Here is an 18,616-nt window from a genome sequence, read left to right on the forward strand (position 1 = left end):
CGGCTGATAGCCGAGTGAGAAATCGATGACAACGTCGCCAGCCCCCCAATCAGAACTGCCAGAGCGCGATCTTGAATTGCTCTCGGCCTACATAGACAACGAATTAGCCCCCGCCGACCGCACTGCGCTTGAGCAACGTCTGGCGAGCGAGCCGCGGCTGCGCCGCGAACTGGCTGAACTCCGCGCGACCCGCGACCTCTTGCGTGAACAGCCATGGGTCACGCCACCCCGGTCATTTACGCTCACCCCAGACATGGCCGGTATGCGCCCACGCCGGTTTGCCTTGCCAAGCTGGTTGCAACCGCTCAGCGGGTTGGCCGCGCTGGCGCTGGTGATGCTCATTGGTTGGCAAGTGCTGCGCCTCACCAGTGGCGCCTCTCCTGCCGGCCAACCGCAGGTGATGATGGCGCCGGAAACGACGCCGGCTGCGGTGAGCGCCGCAAGGATCGAGCCAACCGAAGCGGTCGCGGCGCCCGCGGCAGCCGCCGCGATGAATGAACGCAATGAGCAGGCCACGGAAGCGACGGCTGGAGTCCTAGCGAGCGAGCCCACAGCCGAAAAAGAAACGACGGTGATGCAACAACCCGCACAGGGAGGCGGCGCAGACGGCATTGCGCCGGGAGCAGGCGGCAACGCTGGCCCGCCGCCCGATGCGCAACGCCAAGCACCGCCACCAACCCAGCCGCCTAGCCCGCCACCGCTGCCGGTCGTGATTGTCTTGGCTCTGCTGATCCTCGTTGCCGCTGGGATTTGGTTCGTGCGCCGCAAGGCCGAGTAACCAGCCATCTGGGAACAAGAGCTTGTGTTCACCGAGTGCGGTAATTAAGTTACCGCACTCGATCATATATGGCAGCCGGTAGCGTTGCCTAGCCTGCACTCATCAAGCCGAACAAACCGGGTTAGATTTCGTTGCCACACCTGTTCCAATTGCCTCGATCTGCCATCAACGCGCAATGTTTCAGACGGTATTTGCTCAATCATCTATTAGCCACAATGTGCTATACTGAGCAAAAATAGCTATCCTCACCTCATTTGGGTATTTAGGAACCGCCGGTATGATCGCTGCCCATCTTGCTATAGCCGACGCGCTGCGCGCTTGGTGCCCCAATGTGCCTTCACCTGACCGCCCCCTCCTTGTTGCGTTGGCTGACGCGCTTAGCACCAACGACCCCTCGCATCTGCTCGCCGTGATTAGGAATGAAGGTTCGATTGCAGCCGGTTTTCAGCGGCTCGACGCCACCCGCCGCCAAGCAACCAAACTGCTGAGCGATCAACCTGCCGCTGCCGGGCCGATCGCTGATATTATTGCAGCCGCCCAGCAAATGTTGATCGCCGAAGAGGAAGCATTACTACGGCGTGAACACATGCTCAACCAGCGCCTTGAGCAGAGCTTCCTCACTTCGCCGTTAGCAACGCTCGAAGCTAACGAATATGGCATCATTATGCGCTGGAACCCGGCTGCTGAGCGCATTTTTGGCTGGAGCGCCGCCGAGGCGATTGGCAAAAACGTGGTTGAATTGCTCGTTCCCAACATTGCCCGCGAGCATGTAGAATCGATTGTGCATGCCCTGCTGAGCGGGCAAGCCGCCAATAGCCGGAACGAAAATATCACCAAAGATGGCCGGATGATCATCTGCCAGTGGTACAACGCCGTCCTCCACCATCCTGATGGCCGGGTCGCCGGCTGGTTGTCGCAAACCGAAGATATTACCGATCAGATTCGCGCCGAAGAGGCATTGCGTGAAAGCCAGCGCCGGCTCGATAGCCTGATCCGTAATTTGCCCGGCATTGCGTATCGTGTGCGCAACGACGCCAAATGGACGGCAGAGTTTATGAGTGAAGGCACGCTTGATATCACTGGCTATCCAGCGAGCGATTTTCTGCCTTCAGAAGGTCAAATGCCCCGACTCTCCTTTGGTGATCTCATTTTGCCCGAGGATGCAGAGGCAGTCAGGGAAAGTGTCCATACAGCATTAGCACAGCATCGCCAATTCGAAGTCACGTATCGTATTCGCCACGCCGATGGCAGCATCCGTTGGCTGTGGGAACGCGGTGCAGGCGTATTCGATGACGATGGCAATGTCATCGCCATCGAAGGATTTATTACCGATGTCACCGCCGAACGGCAGTCCGCCGAAGAGCGGCAAGCACTGAATGAGCGTATCATTGCGGCCCAGCAAGCAGCCCTGCGCGAATTGAGCACGCCGATCGTGCCGATCAGTCAGGGGGTGATTGCGATGCCGCTGATCGGCAGTATCGACAGCCTGCGCGCCCAGCAAATCATTGAGACACTGCTTGAAGGGGTGAACACGACCGGCGCCCACATTGTCATTCTCGATGTCACCGGCGTGCCGGTGGTCGATACCCAAGTCGCCAATACCCTTCTGCGCTCGGCGCAGGCGGTACGTTTGTTGGGGGCAGAGGTGTTACTGACTGGGATTCGCCCTGAAGTCGCCCAAACCATCGTCGGCTTGGGGTTAGATCTGAGCCATATCCGCACCATGGCGTCCCTGCAAGACGGGATCGTATACGCATTGGGCCGGCAAGAAAAAGCTCGTCCGCGCTCACAGCGCATCGTGTGACCATTGTTTGGACGACCGGCGGTGACACGTGTTGTCCCTGCGTTTGCCGGTATCTGTGAGGATACACGAGTATCGCTCGTGTTGAGTCATAAATAGTTAGGAGAGAGGTATGATGCTCGAACGCGCGCGCGCGCTGGCCGATGAAATTGTCCGCCTTCGCCGTGATATTCACGCTCACCCCGAACTCGGTTTTCAAGAGCACCGCACGGCGGCGCTCGTCGCTGACACCTTGCACGAGATCGGTGGCATTAAGGTGACGACCAGCGTGGCCAAGACTGGCGTGGTCGGTGAGCTTGGCGATGGCGATGGGCCGGTGATCGCGATCCGGGCCGATATGGATGCGTTGCCCATCCTCGAAGAGAATCAGGTTGAATATGCCTCGACCAACCCCGGTGTGATGCATGCCTGTGGTCACGATGCCCATACCGCAATGTTGCTCGGCGCCGCCCACCTCTTGCGCGAGCGGTTCGCCGCCGAGAACCTGCGCGGGAAGGTGCGCTTCCTCTTTCAGCCTTCCGAAGAGGGGTGGGACGACGAGACCAAGAGCGGCGGTCTGCGGATGGTCGAAGAGGGTGCGCTCGATGGGGTTGATGCGGTGATCGCCCTCCACGTTGATTCAACGCTGCCAGTCGGGCAAGTCACGATCCGCGGCGGCTGGACATCGGCAGCAGTGGATGATTTCAAGGGCTACATTCGCGGCACTGGCGGCCACGGCGCCTACCCGCATCTCGGCACCGACCCGGTCTTTATGCTGTCGCATGTGCTCAATGCGCTCTTCGGCATCCGCGCCCGCCTGATCAATCCGATGGAACCGGCGATCTTGAGTGTGGGGACGGTACGTGGCGGCCATGCCTCTAACGTCATCCCCAGCGAGATCTTTGTCCAAGGCACGTTGCGCAGTTTCAGCGAAGAGGTGCGGGCCAAACTCGCTCGCGAGGTCGAACGGGCCTTTGCCGTGGCCGAAGCCTTCGGCGGCAGCGCTGAGGTTAAGATTACCCGTGGCTACCCCGCCGGCTGGAATGACGAACGAGTGGCAGAATGGATGAGCAATGTGGCCGGCGAGTTTCTCGGCCCCGACGCCATTGACCGTTCACGCACCGGTATGGGAGCCGAGGATTTCGCCTATATGACCAAGAAGGCTCCCGGCGCGATGCTGATGCTCGGCGCTGCGATTGATGACGGTATCATGCGCGCCCACCACACCCCTATCTTCGACATTGACGAGCGCGCCCTGCCGGTAGGCACGGCAATCTTGGCTGAAACAGCGCTGCGCTTCTTGCGCGGTGAAGTGACGTTGTAGGGAGAAGTGGAAATAGGACACGGATGAACACAGATGCAACGGATGCGCACGGTTGGGCAGCCTCGTGCTAATCCGTTTCACCTGTGCCAATCCGTGTCCTTTGCTGCTTACCCAGCCCCCAACCCTCCCAGTTTCTGCCAATAGCGCGCCAAGCCGCGCCAACTCAGGTTGAGCGGGCCGGTCTGTTGAACAATAGCCAACTGCTCAGCCGGCGAGAGGGTGGCCGCTTCGCTAGCCAGCGCTGCCTCAAGCGCGGCGACACCGGTCGCTTCATCCTGACCGGCCAGCAGACTCTGCCGCACGATCTCGGCCCACTGCCGCAACCGCAAGCGAGCATCGGCCAAATGAAACGCCACATCATCATACGCACCAAAGTGGGTCAAGCACAGCCATTGCGGGTGTAGCCGCTCGATCAGATCGTGCGTGCGCCCCCACGCCTCCAAGTCAACATCAGGTGGCGGCGTCGCCGGACGGGTCATGCGCACGCCGGGCAAGCGTACGCCAGTATTGTCACCCACAAATGCTGCGCCGTTCGACTCGTCAAACCAGACCAGATGGTGCTTGGCATGGCCGGGAGCGTCAAAGGCGCGCAAGGTATGGCCATTGAGCCGCAACGTCTCGCCGCCGGTGTAGACCCGAATGCGTTCCGGCGCCACCGGCCGCACATCGCCCCACAATTCCTCCATCCGATCGCCGTACAGTTGGCCCGCGCTGGTGAGCAGACGTGATGGATCAATCAGATGCGGCGCGCCACGCTCATGAACATGCACCACCAGATGCGGATTTTCAGCCGCCAATAGCCCGGTCGCCCCGGCATGGTCGAGGTGAATGTGCGACAACACCACGGCTCGCAAATCGGCTACCGTGAGACCCTGCGCATCAAGCCCAGCCTTCAACGCCGGCAAGGTGCTGGCCGGCCCCGGATCGACCAGCGCCGGCTCATCACCGAGCAGAAGGAAGGTACCGATCACATGTGGACGGCCAAGATGGTAAACATCGATCAGGGCAATATTGCGTGGGGTGGGGTAGACATCCATACGGTTTGGACAATGCCTTTCTGGTACAAAATTAGCTTGTTTGTATTATATGCACAGCAATGACTGGTGGCGAATCAACAATGAGCGCCGCGCGAACGCGCGGCGCTGACGCTCTGTTCCCTACGCTGACATGTTCAAGGGCGGACAAAACACATGAGCATCGACACGGTTGATGGCTTTGAGATACGCTATTTCACCCCCAGCCCCTCTCCCGCTGGCGCGGGTTTAAGGACAGACAGAATGCACGAGTGTAGATGCGTTTGAGGGCTTTGCGATGCGTCGTTTCGCCCTCACCCCCAGCCCCTCTCCCACTGGCGCGGGTTTAAGGGCGGACCGAACATCTGTTTGGCACCCGGCCCTAAAGGGCCGGGCTACGCTTACGAAGCCCGCTGCGCGGGCTGATGCCCCCACCTCTTGCCCTTCCCCCGCTGGGGGAGGGGTGATGGGGAGCGCAGCACCGGGCTTTGAGGCATCGCACAGCGATCAACCGTTGTAATCAATCAAATGTGCTGTCCGTACCTCAACTGGCGCGGGAGAGGGGAACAGAGCGAAGCTTTGAGGCATCGCACAACGATCAACGGTTACACTCGATCGCATGTTCTGTCCGCCCCTTAACGCTGGCATGATTGTGGGACGAACCACACAGCCATGCTGCTGGCCTGCCCGCTGCTCGGGTACGGTTTGGGGGAGCCGCACGGACGTGCGGCTTTTATCCCCTGCTGGGCCTTGGGGCCAACCCCATGGCCGTGCTGCTGGTCTGCCCCTTCGCTGACGCGATATGTTTGAAGCCGCACAGCCGTGCGGCTCTACAGGCATTATTGGCGATTTACGATGATTGGCGGCCATACGGATACCACCACGGCTTGCGCGCCATGGTGAAATCCCAATGGACGTGCTTGGTTTCGAGAAATTCTTCTAACCCCTCTTCACCCAACTCGCGCGCGCCGCCGCTGAACTTCATCCCGCCAAACGGCCCGGCATCATTGTCGGTTAGGGGATCGTTGACCCAACAGGTGCCGGCCTTCACCTCTTCGTAGTACTGCTTGACCTTGCGCGGGTCGTTGGTGTAGAGATTGGCACCCAAACCGTAATCGCAATCATTGACCAGTTCGATCGCCTCATCGAAGGTGCGGTAGGTCATGATGGGAATGGTTGGGCCAAAGGTCTCTTCGCGCATAATGCGGAAGCTGTGATCGACGTTGGTTAGCACGGTCGGTTCGTAAAAGAAGCCACGGCTGAATTGCGGCGGTCGTCTCCCGCCGGTCAGGATGGTCGCACCGCGCGCCCGCGCCTCCTCGACGTGATCCTCAACCTTGGCGCGGTATTTCTCGCCGATCAGCGGGCCAATGTCGGTGTCGGGATCCATCCCCGGCCCCAACCGCAACGAACGCACAAACTCCACCAGCCGTTCGGTGAAGGGGCGGGCAATCGACTCATGCACGTAGACCCGCTCGGTACTGGTGCAGACTTGGCCGGCATTGAGCAGCGCCGCCCATGCTACGCCGGGCACTGCCACGTCGAGATCGGCGTCCTCGGCGACGATAAACGCATCTTTGCCGCCCAATTCAAGGTGCGTCTTCTTGACCCGTTCGGCGGCTAGCCGGGCAATCTCGCGCCCAGTGGCAAAACTGCCGGTGAACGCAATCATCTGGGTGCGCGGGCTGACCACCAGCTCGCGGCCCACATCACCAAAACCGGTCAGAATGTTAAGCACGCCGGGAGGCAAGTGATCGCAGCACAGCTCGGCGAAGCGCAACGTCGCCAGCGGCGTCATCTCGCTCGGCTTGAGCACGACGGTATTGCCGGCAGCCAGCGCCGGCGCCACCTTCCACGACATCAGCAACAACGGGTAGTTCCACGGCACAATCGCCGCCACCACCCCATACGGCTCTTTCAACACCATCGCCAGTTGGGTCGGCTCGACCGACGGGATCACCCGCCCGCGGCTGTTACGCTGCAACTCGGCGTAGTAGTCAAAACAGGCCGCGCACCAGCCAATCTCATCGCGGTTTTCGACCAGCGGCTTGCCGCCCTCTAGCGTCAACAGCGTTGCCAGCTCTTCGGCGTGCGCCCGCATCTTGTGGGCAATCTCGTGCAGGGCATGCGCCTTGTCATGCGCTGTCGCGCGCCGCCACTCACGAAACGCCCGTTCGGCGGCAATCATCGCCTGTTCGGCATCAGCAGCCGTTGCCCGCGGCACGTACTCGATCACCTCTTCGGTGGCCGGGTTATGCACCGGAAAGACCTCGCCTTGCGCTGCTGCCTGCCATTGACCGTTAATGAGCATTGCCGGCATGAAACCTCCTTGTTTCGCTTGGGTAATAAGTGGACGTATACTGCACCACAGAGGGCGCGGAGGAACACGGCACAACGAAGGATGTGTCATTTGTGCCCGCCCAGCGGAATCCGTGGCATCCCTGTTCATCCCTGTTCGCTGTTCAGCATGATCACAGTGTTTGTAAAGGAAATGCCATTATTTCCCAACTTGACGAAGCGCGTCATAAACTCTATAGTAGGATTGTGAGCAATAGCACAAATGGTGGAGACCTCAAATGATTATCCGGCTGTTTGATTCTGAACCGACGACTGCTACCCCCGCCTGCCAAGGGCGCCGGCGGCGCTGCCGGCTCGTGCATAGCTCGCCGCACGTCTACCGCCGCGCATTGCTCTACCGGCTCGGCATTGCCGATGGTCGCCGTCCAGCGGTGGTCTTTAATACGATTGCCCAAGCCCTGCGCAACGCTCGCGTCTAAGCCGTCCCCGCCGGTTCTTGCTCCAGCAGGCGCAAGGCCTGCCGCTTCATATAGACCAGCAGCGCGCCAATCCCGTTCAAGCGCTGCGGACTCAGCACCTGATGCAACCCCATCTGCTGGATAAAGTCGCTCGACACCGCTAGCGCCTGCGCAGGGGTTAAGCCATTCATCCCCTCGCGCAAGATGGCGGCGAAGCCACGGATCGTCGGCGCTTCCGGCGGCACATCAATATGGTAGACGATCTGATCGCCGTCGCGCTGCGCAATCACAAACACCGGCGACATGCACTCATGCACCTGCTCCATGCCGCGGTGATCGCGCAATTCGGGCGGCAATGGCGGCAACTGATCCGAAAACTCCAGCAAAAGCTCTAACTTCTCTTCACGGCTGGCCGCGCCAAAATCAGCCGCGATTTCAGCCAGCCGCGGCGGAATGAAGGTGTGGTCATTCATATTGGTGATCCCGTGTTCCTCAAGAAATGTATCGCACGCCAACCGACGCGCTGCGTAGCTAACAAGCACGGCGGCGGAACGCGCGGGTGCGTTTTCCATTCCCCGCTCCCGCCGCTTCACCGCCGTTGCAGCAGGCCGATCAACGCACCCAACACTCGCGCCCGATATTCAGTGGCGGTGGCGACATTGGCTTGGTGAATCTCGAACAGTCCGCTGTCCACCTCCAACATGCCACCCGGCCCTTCCCGCATCGGCACCGTCGCTTCGCAATCGCCATCGAGCCGGATGATGGTCTTGGCCGCCGGACGTGGTGTTTCAGCACTGGCTGCCGGCCCAACCACGACATACGATGTCGTGACCTCCATCACAGCCGCATCGGCCACGTAAGCGGCTACTTTTGCCGCGGCGCTGCGGATCGAATTTTCTAGTTCGCTGGCCATCACGATGCTCCTTAATTCGGCGCGGGAGTGGCGAGACGTTGCGGTGCAGCGTCTCTACAGGCATCATACCATCGGTTAGGGTACTTCGGCCAATACTTCTTGCACAAATTGCCAGACTGCCGGCAGCGCCATCATTGCGCCAGCCGGTGACGTAACCATAGTGGCGACGATAGCGGCGCCACGGCCGGCCAACCCGATCAAGCGCAATAGTCCGGCGCGCGAGCGGAGGGCCAGCGCCAGCGTTTGGTGGTGGAGCGCCGCTTGGGTAGCGTCAATCCCAGTAATCAGCAACGAACGGGCATCGCCGTGCCAGTTGATCCGGGTGCGCCCAATCAGTCTCCCGCCCTGCACCGTTTCGACTGTCGCATACCCGCCGAGGGCCTCGCGGGCCTGCGCGCTCAGGGCCGCAATCTGCTCTTGTGCCGCCTGCCACTGCGCTTGCACCGTATCACCCAAGCCAAAACTCGCTCCCTCCGGCTGTGCTGCCCACAACCTGTTTAGCAAGGCTTGTTCGGCGGGTGGCAGCGCCGAACTAAAACTGGCGGCCCCGCTCGCTACCCGCTGTAAACGGAGCTCGACCGTCGCCAGCGCCGCTTCGTGCGCACCGAGCTGGGCCAGCGCCGCGCGTAAGGCCGCCTGCGCCGCCGCCGGATCGTCCGGCAAGCGCGCCTGCCAGATCACATCGGGTTGTTCGCCAAGTGAAAACGAGCTACCAACGGCCTGCGCTTGCCACGGCCCCGGCGGTGCGATGGCCGCCGGCAACGGCTCGAAGACAGTAAACACCGCGTTCATTTGCCTTGCAATGCGCTCAACAGACCTGCCGCCGCTGCGGCAATGGCTTTTACCATCTCGGCCCGGTTGGCTTGCGCCTGTTGCACCATGCTCACATGGATGGCCCACAAGCGCTCATCAACCCCCTCATCGCTCAGCGGCACCAGCACTTGCGTATCGCCGTCAAGGCTCATCCGGGTGACAGCGCGGAGGGTTGCGCCGCGGAAATCGCCTTGCCGGTAGTTGATCGCCTCTGGCGTTTCGGCGACGTAGGTCTCCACCTCCAGATGGGCGGCGTCGGTAATCACCTGCTGCAACGTCGCCGCCAACCGCTCGCCGAATTGCTGCAACGACTCGGTCAGCTTCTGCACGGCTTCCGCCGGTTTGTTGCCGAATAAGCCAAAGCTGGCCGCCGCATCGGGCAACGCCACCGGAATGACCGGCGTCTCCGGCGGCAGGCTGCCGGCGGGTACCGGCACGGCTGCCTGTACAACCGGTGTGACCGGCGGTGGCGTGACCGGCGGTGGCGTGACCGGCGCTGCCGGTGGTGGCGTGACCGGCGCTGCCGGCGGTGGCTCGGCCCCAACCGGCGTGCTCGCCAAACGCGGCGCCTCGGCTACCGGCGCAGCCGTCGCCGGCGGGCACAGCCGCGCCGCCGGATCGCCGACAATGATATAACTCCGTGCATCGTTATGTTCAGTCCAGCGCGTTGCCAACTCAACCGGATCGGGGGATTGGCCCCAACGCGCGTTCTCAACCTCTTCGGTCAGCACGGTCGCCAATTCGGCGTACCGCTCGTTGAAAAACTCCAGCGCATAGCCAACCGGCGTCCCGGCAAAGAGCAACCGGCGCAAGGCGCTGCTAAACGTCTCGATCTGCTTGCCACCGCGCGCATCGCTAAACGAGAATGTCCACGCCCGTTCGACATGGCCAATGAAGGCCAGCGCACCACCGCGCGGCAAACCGAGCAAGCGGCGAGGCAAGCCAGCCACAAACGCATGCGGCGCAATGGCCGAACGAACGCCGCGCAGATGGGGAAAATCGTCGTCACGCGGGCAGCCGGCCCCAAAACAGGCAAACTGGAACACGAACGCGCCGCGCAACGAGGCATCGCTGGCGATGTCGTCACCGGCGAGGTAAAACTGCGGCGGAATCGCGCGATTGCGCCATGCCTGCGGGCCGGGCCAATCGGCGCACAAGATCGCGCCTTGATGCAGCAACTGGCGCGGATCAACCGCTTCAAACTCAACGCCATGGCTGGCGGTGAAGAGCAAGGCGGGCGGTTCGGCGTGCAACAGGTGGAGTAGCCGGTCTTTGGTGGCCTCGGCGCCGGCAATGGTCGCAAACGACCAATCGCCGCGTTGCGGATGGTTGGCCAATTCAGCGGCCAGCGGTTGCACCAACCCGTGCAAACTGCGGCTGGTCGCCATATCATCGGGGTTCTGCACCCCGGCGAACACCACGCGCCGCGGCAACGGCACCCCGTCGCGTTCAGCCTGCACCACACTGCGGGCATAGGCAGCATATTCTTCGAGCGTATCGAAGTGAATGCGCCCGACCGCATACTGCACATCGAGCTGGTACTGAAAACGGAAAGGAATCTCTTCCGGCGAACCGACCAACAACAGATAATAGGGGAACCGATCCGGATCGACCGGCCCGCTAGTCGCCGCGCCCTGCCGGCGTAAAAACGCCGCCTTGCTCTCGCCGGGCCGATAGCCTTGCGGGCCGAAACACTCGCGGTAACGCGGGCCGGCTTGCGTCTGCCGCCACTGCAACAACTCGCTAAGCGCCTCGCGCAGCGGCGCCGCATCAACCGTAGCCGGAAAGATCACTCCCCAACCGGCTTCGGCCAGATTGGTGGGATCAACCCCTTCTTTCACGCGAAACGCGCCGCTCGCATCGGCCAGATGCCGTTCGCGCAAAGCGGCGCGCTGTTCAGGGTCGGGGTCGATTTGATCGGGCGATGGCCGTTCACCGAGGATCAGGCGAGCCAACTCAGCGACTGCGAGCGGCTCGTGGGCGTACTCGCCGCGGCTCGCATTCACGCCATTGAAATAGAGCCACTCATCGGCCATGCTGCTGTCCCTAACCGCGAGCGCCGTTGCAATGCAACGGCGCTCACCTTAGCTCTCGCGAAGGAAGCCACTCGTTGGCGATTGGTGATGGAGCACGCTTAAATCTGCAAAATATACCCTTTGCCGCGCACATTCAACAAATAGCGCGGCGCGCTCGGTTCGGGTTCGATCTTCTGGCGCAGATGGTGAATATGCGGCTTAATCAGCTCACCCGCCTCAAGATCGGTCGTATCGTAGCCCTGCGCGCAGCGCACCAACTGGGTATACGACAGCATCTGCCCAGCGTGCTCGGCAAGGCAAAGCAACAGGCGAAACTCGGTCGGCGTCAGGTTGAGTGACCGCCCGTTGAGCGTCGCCGTCTGGTGCCACGTATCGAGCGTCAGCGGGCCAATTGTCAGCGTGCGTCCCGCCGGTTCGGCTGGCGCTGGAGGTGGCGCCGGAGGCGGCGGGGTTGCTGCCGGCTGCGCCGGCGCCACTGGCGGCGCCGTAACCGCCACCTTGCCACCGGTCAGCTCTTGCACTGCCGCGCCGATCGTATCCAGCAGATCGCTCTGGCGGCGACGGGCGGCCCGCTCTTCGAGACCGGCAGCCACCCGCGCCAAAATTTGATTGGGATCGCTGGTCTTCAAGAGATAATCGAAAATTCCGAACCGGATGCCTTCGATGGCCGAATCAAGCGAACCGTGCCCGGTCAAGACAATAATAATCGCATCATGACCGGCTTCGCGCACTTTGGCCACCACTTCCATTCCCTTCATGCCGGGCATCTGCAAATCGACCAGCATGAGATCAAACGGTTCCCGCTCAAACAGCGCCACCGCCTCTTCGCCGGAAGCCGCCGTGGTCACTGAATAACCGGCCCGGCTGAGCAAGGCATTCAGAGTTAAGCGGATATTTTGCTCATCATCAACTACCAACACCCGGGGCTGGTTCGTCATAAGAATTTGCGCTCCGTCCCGATTGCGACTATAGTTGGGATTATTATTGGCTTATCATAGCATGAGCTGGTAGCATGGTCAACGGTAGGCGGAAGAGCATTCCCTAGAGGGGAGCTGACGGGTATGATCGAACGCGATGATGCGGTCGCATACATTGCCAAATTGGAACGAGACTTGCAGGCGGCGCAGAGCCGGATTGCCGCGTTGGAACGAGAAGCGGAGTTGCACGCACGCTACGCCCGCGACCTTGACCGGCGACTAGCAGCCTTGTTATCGGTTTCGGCGGCGCTGTTGATTAGCCACGACATTGACGCCATCATTAGGCTTGTCGTCCAGCAGGCCGTCGAGCTCTTTCCGGGCACCGCGACCGCCCATATCTACTTGATGGATAACGAGCAAGAAGGTCGTTTACGCTTACGCGCCTCTGCGCCCGAACATGCGCCAGCGCCGGCCTTCTCGATCTTGGCCGAAATGGCGGCCAAAGCGCCGCGTGCAATCTTGCTGAGCGGGCCAGAGCTGGAATATGTCATCCACCAACAGAATACTGCCTATCCGCTGTCGATCGAGGATTGCCTCTGGCCGCAAAGCGTTTTGCTAGCGCCATTGCGCATCGAGCAACAGCGGCTCGGCGCGCTCGTTATCTGTGGCGAGCAGCTCTCGCATCTGTATCATCCGCGCGATCTGCCCTTCGTGCAAGCCTTGGCCGATTTGACCGTGATCGCGATCGACGAGGTGCAACAGCGCCAACGGGCCGCCGCCTTGCAGCGCGATCTCGTGCATACCCAATCGCTGCGCGCCGAAGCCGAAGCCCGTCTCAACGCCGCCCAAGCCCAACTGTTGCAGAGCGCCAAGCTCGCCGCTGTCGGCGAATTGTCAGCTTCGGTCGCCCACGAGATTAACAATCCGCTCTATGCCGCGCGGAATAGTCTGTATCTGGTGGAACAAGACCTGCCCCCTGACGCGCCGCAACGCACCTTTCTCGCCATTGCCCAGCAAGAGTTGGGCCGGATTGCCCGCATCATCACCCGCATGCGCGATTTCTACCGCCCCTCGCGCGGTGAGTTGACCAGCGCCAATATCAATGCCCTGTTGCGCGAGACGCTCGAATTGGTGACGACCCATCTGCGCCATAATCACGTCACCGTGCGCACCCGCTTGGCCAACGACCTGCCGCCGATTGTGGCCCACGCCGATCAACTGCGCCAAGTCTTCCTCAACGTGATTTTGAACGCTTGCGATGCAATGCCAAGCGGCGGCGAATTGACCGTCAGCAGCGAGCTGATCGCTGCTCGTGCCGGCGCGCCCGCTACGCTCGCCATTTCGATTACCGATACCGGCGTGGGTATTGCCCCCGAACACATTCCCCATCTGTTCGAGCCGTTCTACACCACCAAACCGCACGGCACCGGTCTTGGCCTCGCAATCAGCGCCCATATCGTCACCCAACACGGCGGTCGCATCACGGTTGACAGCCAGCCCGGCGTGGGCACGACCTTTACCATCTTGTTGCCGTTGGAACCGCCGGTCACGGCAAGCTAACCGGGCAGACGCTGTTGGCATGCGGCAGCCAAGCTGTTGCGTGCCAACCTACCGGATCCACGCCAACTTAGCAACCCGCTGCATCCATCCCAATAGTAATGGCCGATCCGAACCCGCCAGACAATTTCGATGATCTGGGTTAAGGAAAAATATCACAAAGTGGCAGCCGCCTTTGTTATCGCTTCACTACTGCACGTTGTTGCCTCAGGTCTCGCCGATCGCGCGGCAACCGAGTAGCATTAAGGTCAGAGCATGGCCTTCTGCTACCACCAATACACTCCATAATCTGGAAGCTGGTACCATGGCGGCTTATCGCATTCAGATATACGACGACGATCCAACCGCAGCACTCGTCACCCAGCGTGGCTTGCAGGCATTGCTTGGCGATGAGGTGATTGTGCAGGCGACAACCAACGCCAACGAAGCATGGCTGGCATGCGCCAACGGCAACGTTGATCTGCTGATTGTCGATCCCAGCCCGTATGGCGCGGCTGCCGCCTTGATCCGGGCAGTGCGCACCTATCGGCCCTACCTGCCAATCCTCGCGCTCACTGCCTACGATACCCCCGGCCTGCGCGCGCGGATGCAGGCGCTCGGTGTTGAGCTGTACGCAGCCAAACCCATCGAGCTGCGCGAGCTTGCGCCGTTAGTTTCACAGGCGCTGCATCAGGTCGTGTGACTCCTAGCCACAACGCTCTTCGCGGGTGCGCCGCTACATGTGTTATCATGCGCCATATCGGGAAAGGAGAAGCGTATGCCTGCCCTCCGCTTCGATTGGCGCTGGCTCGCATTGTTTGCTATCATCATTGTGCTTGCCAATACTCGCAGCCTGCCGTGGCCGCTCACTGCGCTGGCGTTAGCTTTGCCCGCCGGCTGGCTGCTCTATCAGGCGGCGCAGACGCTTGGCATCTCATTGCCCGGCGGGCGACCATCCACCCGCGTGACCTATTGGCGTGGCCGCCGGATCGAAACGAGCGGCCCGCCGCGCCGTAATGCGCTCTGGAATCGCGCTAACCTTGCGCCCGGCTTGCTCTACGGCGTGGTCGGGCTGGCCTTGGCGCTGGCGGCGCTGGCGGTCGTGGCCCGCAACCTCGGCATCTAATGCGCGCCTGTTGAATACTCTTGCGAGGAGCAACGTGATTACTCTGCCCTTCGGTCTCTTTCGCCGCCGCCGCTTGACGACCGAACAGCAAGATGCGCTGCTGAACGAGCTCGATGCACTCTTGCAACGAATCGAGGCGGCACTCGACCGGTTCGGCTCCGATGTTGAGACCGCTGACCGCAATGCGCTCGCCGGCAGCCGCGCCAGTTTGCGCGAGCTGTTTCTGATTGTGGTCGCCGGTGAGTTTAATTCCGGTAAATCGACCTTTCTCAACGCGCTGCTCGGTGCGCAGGTGCTGCCCGAAGGCGTTACCCCTACCACCGATGCGATTACGTTGCTCAAGTATGGCGATGAGCCGTTCGACGAACTGATCGAACCCGGTCTGCGTCTGCACCACTATCCCGCCGAGATGCTCCGCCAATTGACCGTGGTTGATACCCCCGGCACCAATGCCGTCATCCGCCAGCACGAGCGGTTGACCCGTGAATATATTCCACGCGCTGATCTGGTCATTTTTCTCACCTCGGCGGATCGCCCGTTTACCGAGAGCGAACGCGCATTTCTTGAGTTGATCAAAGAGTGGGGGAAGAAGGTGGTCGTGGTGATCAACAAAGCCGACATCCTCACCCCCGCCGAACAAGACCAAGTGGCCCAGTTTGTCCGCGAGCATGTCAACCGGGTGCTCGAACAATCACCCGAATTGTTTATGGTCTCGGCCCGCCGCGCCCTCCAAGCCCGCCAGCAAGCCGGCGACACCGCTGCCGAACAATGGCAAGCCAGCGGAATGGCGGCCATCGAACATTTCGTGGTTGACACACTCGACGAAGAGACTCGTTTCCGCCTCAAGGTGCTCTCGCCGCTCGGCGTGGCGCGCCGGATTACGACCAAGTATCTTGATGCTACCGAAGCGCGCCTCGCCACCCTGCGCGATGATATTCAGGCTATCGACCAGATCGACCGCCAACTGGCCCTGTTTGGCGATGAGTTGAAACAAGACGCCGAGTATCATCTCACCGAGATTGATCGCGTGCTGACCACGATCCAAGAGCGCGGTGATCGTTTCTGCGACGAGACGATCCGGCTCAGCCGCATCCGCGAACTCATTGACGGCAACCGGCTGCGCGCTGCGTTCGAGCAAGAGGTGATCGGCGATTCGTACCAACACCTCGACCAGCGCGTGCAAAAACTGATCGACTGGTTGATGGAAAAGAATCTGCGTTTGCAACAGAGTGTTGATGAGTTTATCCAACAACGTGCGCTGGCCCATCGCGAACGGATGCTCGGCAGCGTCGGCGGCAGTTTCGCCTACAACCGGCAAGCCTTGCTTGAGAGCATCGGCCAAGCGGCGCAGACGGCGATGGCCAGCTATAACCGGCAGGCCGAAGCCCACCAATTGGCTACCGAAGTGCAGTCATCGGTCGCGGCTACCGCCATCACCGGCGTGGGTGCGTTGGGGTTGGGCGCCACCCTCGTCGCCCTCTTCCATACCGTTTTGCTCGATATGACCGGCATTCTGGCGGCGCTGACCGTCGCCGGACTGGGGTTGGCGATCTTGCCGGCCAAACGTCGCCAAGCCAAAGAAACCATCCGCAAGAAGATCGACGAGGTGCGGAACCAGTTGCGCGCCGATCTGCGCCAGCAGATCGAGCGCGAGAGCGAGCGCACCATCTTGCAGATTCGCGAGCGCAACGCGCCGTTTATCCGCTTTGTGCGCGCTCAGCAAGAGCAGTTGATCGATCTGCAACGCACGTTTTCCGATCTCGCCGTCGCGGTTGAGAAGCTGAGCAAGCAGGCGGGCTAGGTGGAGCAGGGTTGCGCACGTACCCTTGATATGCTTGACTATCCGCGACGAGCAATGCGCTGCCGGGGAGCGCGGGCCGCTCGCCCGCCACGCATCGCGCTGGTCACCGGAGCGCGGGCCGCTCGCCCGCCACGCATCGCTCCTACCGCCGGAGCGCGGGCCGCTCGCCCGCCACGCATCGCTCCTACCGCCGGAGCGCGGGCCGCCGGAGCGCGGGCCGCTGGCCCGCTCCACCCCATTACCATTGCGCGTGGCGCTGATCTGGTGCGGAGCAAGCAGCACCGCACGGCAAAGCGATGCCCGGCGTGTACGGCAGGCCACCGCCCAGCGATGGTGAGCAAACATTGACGATGATGCGCATTCTCATCCCATCCGATGTCTTCCCGCCCGATGGACGCGGCGGCGCGGCGTGGAGCACGCACGCCCTTGCCACCGGCTTGCATGCCCGCGGCCATCAGGTGCAGATCATCGTGCCCTGCCGCCACCCATGCCGGCGACCATTGGTCGATCGGGTTGATGGCCTGCCCGTCCGGCGCGTACCCTACTACGCGCCTGCGCTGCCCTTCGTGCAAAACTACTTTCGCCACGAACGGTTCTGGCCGCGGCTGGCGCACGCCATCATCGCCGCCGGCCACGATCTCGGCGGGGTTGATGTGATCCATGCTCAGCATACCCAAGCCGCCGCCGCCGCCATCCTCGCCCGCGCCGCGCTCAAGGCGCCGGTGGTGGTGACGGTGCGCGATCATTGGCCATGGGACTACTTCGCCACCGGGTTGCACGGCAACCGTATTCCGCATCCGGGTGGCTCGTGGCCGGCGCTGGCCACCGATCTGGTTGCCCGCCTCGGCCCGCTGCGCGGCACGCTGGCCTTGCTGGCCATCCCCTATCTGCGATCGCATGTCGCCACGCGCGCCGCCCTGCTTGGCAAGGCCGACGCGGTGATCGCGCCGAGCCAGTACATCGCTCGCCGGCTGGCCGGCATCGTTGATCCGGCCCGCATCCACGTGTTGCCCAACATGGTTGACATCGCCGCTAGCGATGCGATCGCCGCCGCTGCGCCGCAGATCACGTGGGATGGGGCGCTGGTGCTGTTTGCCGGCAAGTTGGAAGCGAACAAAGGCGCTGGCGTGCTGATCGAGCTCATTGCGGCGCTGGCCTCCCGCCGGGCCGAGTTGCCGCCGCTGACCCTGCTGATCGCCGGCGATGGCGCGTTGCGGCCAGCGATTGAGGCGGCGCTCAAGGCTAGCGGCTTGCCCGGACGGGTGCTGGCATGGGTTGAGCACGACGAACTGCTCCGGCTTACGGCCCGTTGCGATCTGCTGATCTTCCCCTCGAACTGGGGCGAGCCGCTGGCGCGCGCGTTGATCGAAGCAGCGGCGCTGGGAGCGCCGATTGTAGCCATGCCGACCGGCGGCACGCCTGATATTGTCACCCACGGCGAAACCGGCATCCTCGCCCCTACCCTGCCGGCAATGGCAGCGTGGATCGTCCGCCTGCTCAACGACCCCGCCACCCGCCAGCGGCTTGGCGCCGCCGCCCGCACCGCCGCCCGCGAACGCTTCGCCACCGACCGCCTGTTGCCACGCTACGAGGCGTTGTACGCCGAGTTAGCGCAACGACGCAAAGGAGTCAATCCAAAGCAATGAAGATGCGAGCATCCGTAACTACCGCATCAGAAGCCTGATCAGAATGTCTCCTATTCTGCTGTACTCCATTTACCCAATAACTCTTTGCGGAGCCGGATAGCCGGCTCTACTGCGCCTTTGCGCTCCCCCCCTCCCCCAGCGGGGGAGGGGCCGGGGGTGGGGGCCAATCCTCCCCTC

General features: G+C 61.9%; 17 protein-coding genes. 10 read left to right on the plus strand and 7 right to left on the minus strand.

Going from position 1 to position 18,616, the window contains the following annotated elements; translation table 11 throughout:
- Window positions 1–25 precede the first annotated feature (25 nt).
- The 3 genes from A6A03_RS04250 to A6A03_RS04260 all read left to right on the plus strand — a co-directional run bounded on the left by A6A03_RS04250 (window position 26) and on the right by A6A03_RS04260 (window position 3,882).
- A complete protein-coding gene (locus A6A03_RS04250; RefSeq protein ID WP_066783859.1) occupies window positions 26–778 on the plus strand; it encodes an anti-sigma factor family protein in 753 nt (250 codons plus the stop codon).
- A 277-nt stretch (window positions 779–1,055) separates the two neighbouring features.
- Window positions 1,056–2,582, plus strand: coding sequence for a PAS domain S-box protein (locus A6A03_RS04255; RefSeq protein ID WP_066783861.1), 1,527 nt, complete (start codon window positions 1,056–1,058; stop codon window positions 2,580–2,582).
- Window positions 2,583–2,691: 109 nt separating this feature from the next.
- A complete protein-coding gene (locus A6A03_RS04260) occupies window positions 2,692–3,882 on the plus strand; it encodes a M20 metallopeptidase family protein (protein ID WP_066783863.1) in 1,191 nt (396 codons plus the stop codon).
- Between the two features lie 107 nt (window positions 3,883–3,989).
- On the opposite strand, the gene A6A03_RS04265 is transcribed toward A6A03_RS04260, so the two are convergent.
- Window positions 3,990–4,919 carry an MBL fold metallo-hydrolase gene (locus tag A6A03_RS04265; protein ID WP_066783865.1) on the minus strand — a complete coding sequence of 310 codons (930 nt, stop codon included), beginning with the start codon at window positions 4,917–4,919 and terminating at the stop codon, window positions 3,990–3,992.
- Window positions 4,920–5,745: 826 nt separating this feature from the next.
- Window positions 5,746–7,215, minus strand: a complete 1,470-nt coding sequence (locus A6A03_RS04270; RefSeq protein WP_066783867.1) for an aldehyde dehydrogenase family protein — start codon at window positions 7,213–7,215, stop codon at window positions 5,746–5,748.
- Between the two features lie 256 nt (window positions 7,216–7,471).
- Between A6A03_RS04270 and A6A03_RS04275 the strand changes: the two genes are divergently transcribed.
- Entirely contained in the window at window positions 7,472–7,672 is a 201-nt protein-coding gene (locus A6A03_RS04275) for a hypothetical protein (protein WP_066783869.1), read from the plus strand.
- Here A6A03_RS04275 and A6A03_RS04280 read toward each other — a convergent pair.
- From A6A03_RS04280 to A6A03_RS04300, 5 genes are all read right to left on the minus strand, one after another.
- Window positions 7,669–8,124, minus strand: coding sequence for a SufE family protein (locus tag A6A03_RS04280; protein WP_066783893.1), 456 nt, complete (start codon window positions 8,122–8,124; stop codon window positions 7,669–7,671). The two genes, A6A03_RS04275 and A6A03_RS04280, sit on opposite strands and share 4 nt — an antisense overlap.
- A 116-nt stretch (window positions 8,125–8,240) precedes the next feature.
- On the minus strand, window positions 8,241–8,564 hold the full coding sequence (locus A6A03_RS04285; protein ID WP_066783871.1) for a hypothetical protein: 324 nt from the start codon (window positions 8,562–8,564) through the stop codon (window positions 8,241–8,243).
- A 75-nt stretch (window positions 8,565–8,639) separates the two neighbouring features.
- Window positions 8,640–9,356, minus strand: coding sequence for a hypothetical protein (locus A6A03_RS04290; RefSeq protein ID WP_066783873.1), 717 nt, complete (start codon window positions 9,354–9,356; stop codon window positions 8,640–8,642).
- Entirely contained in the window at window positions 9,353–11,413 is a 2,061-nt protein-coding gene (locus A6A03_RS04295; protein ID WP_066783874.1) for a hypothetical protein, read from the minus strand. Before A6A03_RS04295 ends, A6A03_RS04290 begins: the two co-directional genes overlap by 4 nt.
- A 98-nt stretch (window positions 11,414–11,511) precedes the next feature.
- A complete protein-coding gene (locus tag A6A03_RS04300) occupies window positions 11,512–12,351 on the minus strand; it encodes a response regulator transcription factor (RefSeq protein WP_066783875.1) in 840 nt (279 codons plus the stop codon).
- A 123-nt stretch (window positions 12,352–12,474) separates the two neighbouring features.
- Here A6A03_RS04300 and A6A03_RS04305 point away from each other — a divergent pair, with 123 nt between their 5' ends.
- The 6 genes from A6A03_RS04305 (at window position 12,475) to A6A03_RS04325 (ending at window position 18,439) form a co-directional block, all read left to right on the plus strand.
- Window positions 12,475–13,890: a sensor histidine kinase gene (locus A6A03_RS04305; RefSeq protein ID WP_066783876.1), complete on the plus strand. Its 1,416-nt coding sequence runs from the start codon at window positions 12,475–12,477 to the stop codon at window positions 13,888–13,890.
- Window positions 13,891–14,191: 301 nt separating this feature from the next.
- Window positions 14,192–14,569 (plus strand): response regulator, encoded by a 378-nt coding sequence (locus A6A03_RS04310; protein WP_066783877.1) that lies wholly within the window; start codon window positions 14,192–14,194, stop codon window positions 14,567–14,569.
- Window positions 14,570–14,644: 75 nt separating this feature from the next.
- Entirely contained in the window at window positions 14,645–14,992 is a 348-nt protein-coding gene (locus tag A6A03_RS04315) for a hypothetical protein (RefSeq protein ID WP_066783879.1), read from the plus strand.
- A gap of 34 nt (window positions 14,993–15,026) precedes the next feature.
- The gene (locus tag A6A03_RS04320) at window positions 15,027–16,793 is read left to right on the plus strand and encodes a dynamin family protein (protein WP_066783881.1); all 1,767 of its coding nucleotides are present in this window, start codon (window positions 15,027–15,029) and stop codon (window positions 16,791–16,793) included.
- Window positions 16,794–16,823: 30 nt separating this feature from the next.
- On the plus strand, window positions 16,824–17,141 hold the full coding sequence (locus A6A03_RS20280; RefSeq protein ID WP_156525259.1) for a hypothetical protein: 318 nt from the start codon (window positions 16,824–16,826) through the stop codon (window positions 17,139–17,141).
- Between the two features lie 2 nt (window positions 17,142–17,143).
- Window positions 17,144–18,439: a glycosyltransferase family 4 protein gene (locus tag A6A03_RS04325; RefSeq protein WP_245668828.1), complete on the plus strand. Its 1,296-nt coding sequence runs from the start codon at window positions 17,144–17,146 to the stop codon at window positions 18,437–18,439.
- Window positions 18,440–18,616 lie beyond the last annotated feature (177 nt).

This window comes from Chloroflexus islandicus (assembly GCF_001650695.1).
GTDB lineage: Bacteria > Chloroflexota > Chloroflexia > Chloroflexales > Chloroflexaceae > Chloroflexus > Chloroflexus islandicus.

Bases quoted from the DNA above. Each gene is read 5' to 3' on its own strand.
- A6A03_RS04250 (WP_066783859.1), top strand. From the start codon at position 26: ATGACAACGTCGCCAGCCCCCCAATCAGAACTGCCAGAGCGCGATCTT.
- A6A03_RS04255 (WP_066783861.1), top strand. From the start codon at position 1,056: ATGATCGCTGCCCATCTTGCTATAGCCGACGCGCTGCGCGCTTGGTGC.
- A6A03_RS04260 (WP_066783863.1), top strand. From the start codon at position 2,692: ATGATGCTCGAACGCGCGCGCGCGCTGGCCGATGAAATTGTCCGCCTT.
- A6A03_RS04265 (WP_066783865.1), bottom strand. From the start codon at position 4,919: ATGGATGTCTACCCCACCCCACGCAATATTGCCCTGATCGATGTTTAC.
- A6A03_RS04270 (WP_066783867.1), bottom strand. From the start codon at position 7,215: ATGCCGGCAATGCTCATTAACGGTCAATGGCAGGCAGCAGCGCAAGGC.
- A6A03_RS04275 (WP_066783869.1), top strand. From the start codon at position 7,472: ATGATTATCCGGCTGTTTGATTCTGAACCGACGACTGCTACCCCCGCC.
- A6A03_RS04280 (WP_066783893.1), bottom strand. From the start codon at position 8,124: ATGAATGACCACACCTTCATTCCGCCGCGGCTGGCTGAAATCGCGGCT.
- A6A03_RS04285 (WP_066783871.1), bottom strand. From the start codon at position 8,564: ATGGCCAGCGAACTAGAAAATTCGATCCGCAGCGCCGCGGCAAAAGTA.
- A6A03_RS04290 (WP_066783873.1), bottom strand. From the start codon at position 9,356: ATGAACGCGGTGTTTACTGTCTTCGAGCCGTTGCCGGCGGCCATCGCA.
- A6A03_RS04295 (WP_066783874.1), bottom strand. From the start codon at position 11,413: ATGGCCGATGAGTGGCTCTATTTCAATGGCGTGAATGCGAGCCGCGGC.
- A6A03_RS04300 (WP_066783875.1), bottom strand. From the start codon at position 12,351: ATGACGAACCAGCCCCGGGTGTTGGTAGTTGATGATGAGCAAAATATC.
- A6A03_RS04305 (WP_066783876.1), top strand. From the start codon at position 12,475: ATGATCGAACGCGATGATGCGGTCGCATACATTGCCAAATTGGAACGA.
- A6A03_RS04310 (WP_066783877.1), top strand. From the start codon at position 14,192: ATGGCGGCTTATCGCATTCAGATATACGACGACGATCCAACCGCAGCA.
- A6A03_RS04315 (WP_066783879.1), top strand. From the start codon at position 14,645: ATGCCTGCCCTCCGCTTCGATTGGCGCTGGCTCGCATTGTTTGCTATC.
- A6A03_RS20280 (WP_156525259.1), top strand. From the start codon at position 16,824: ATGCTTGACTATCCGCGACGAGCAATGCGCTGCCGGGGAGCGCGGGCC.
- A6A03_RS04325 (WP_245668828.1), top strand. From the start codon at position 17,144: ATGATGCGCATTCTCATCCCATCCGATGTCTTCCCGCCCGATGGACGC.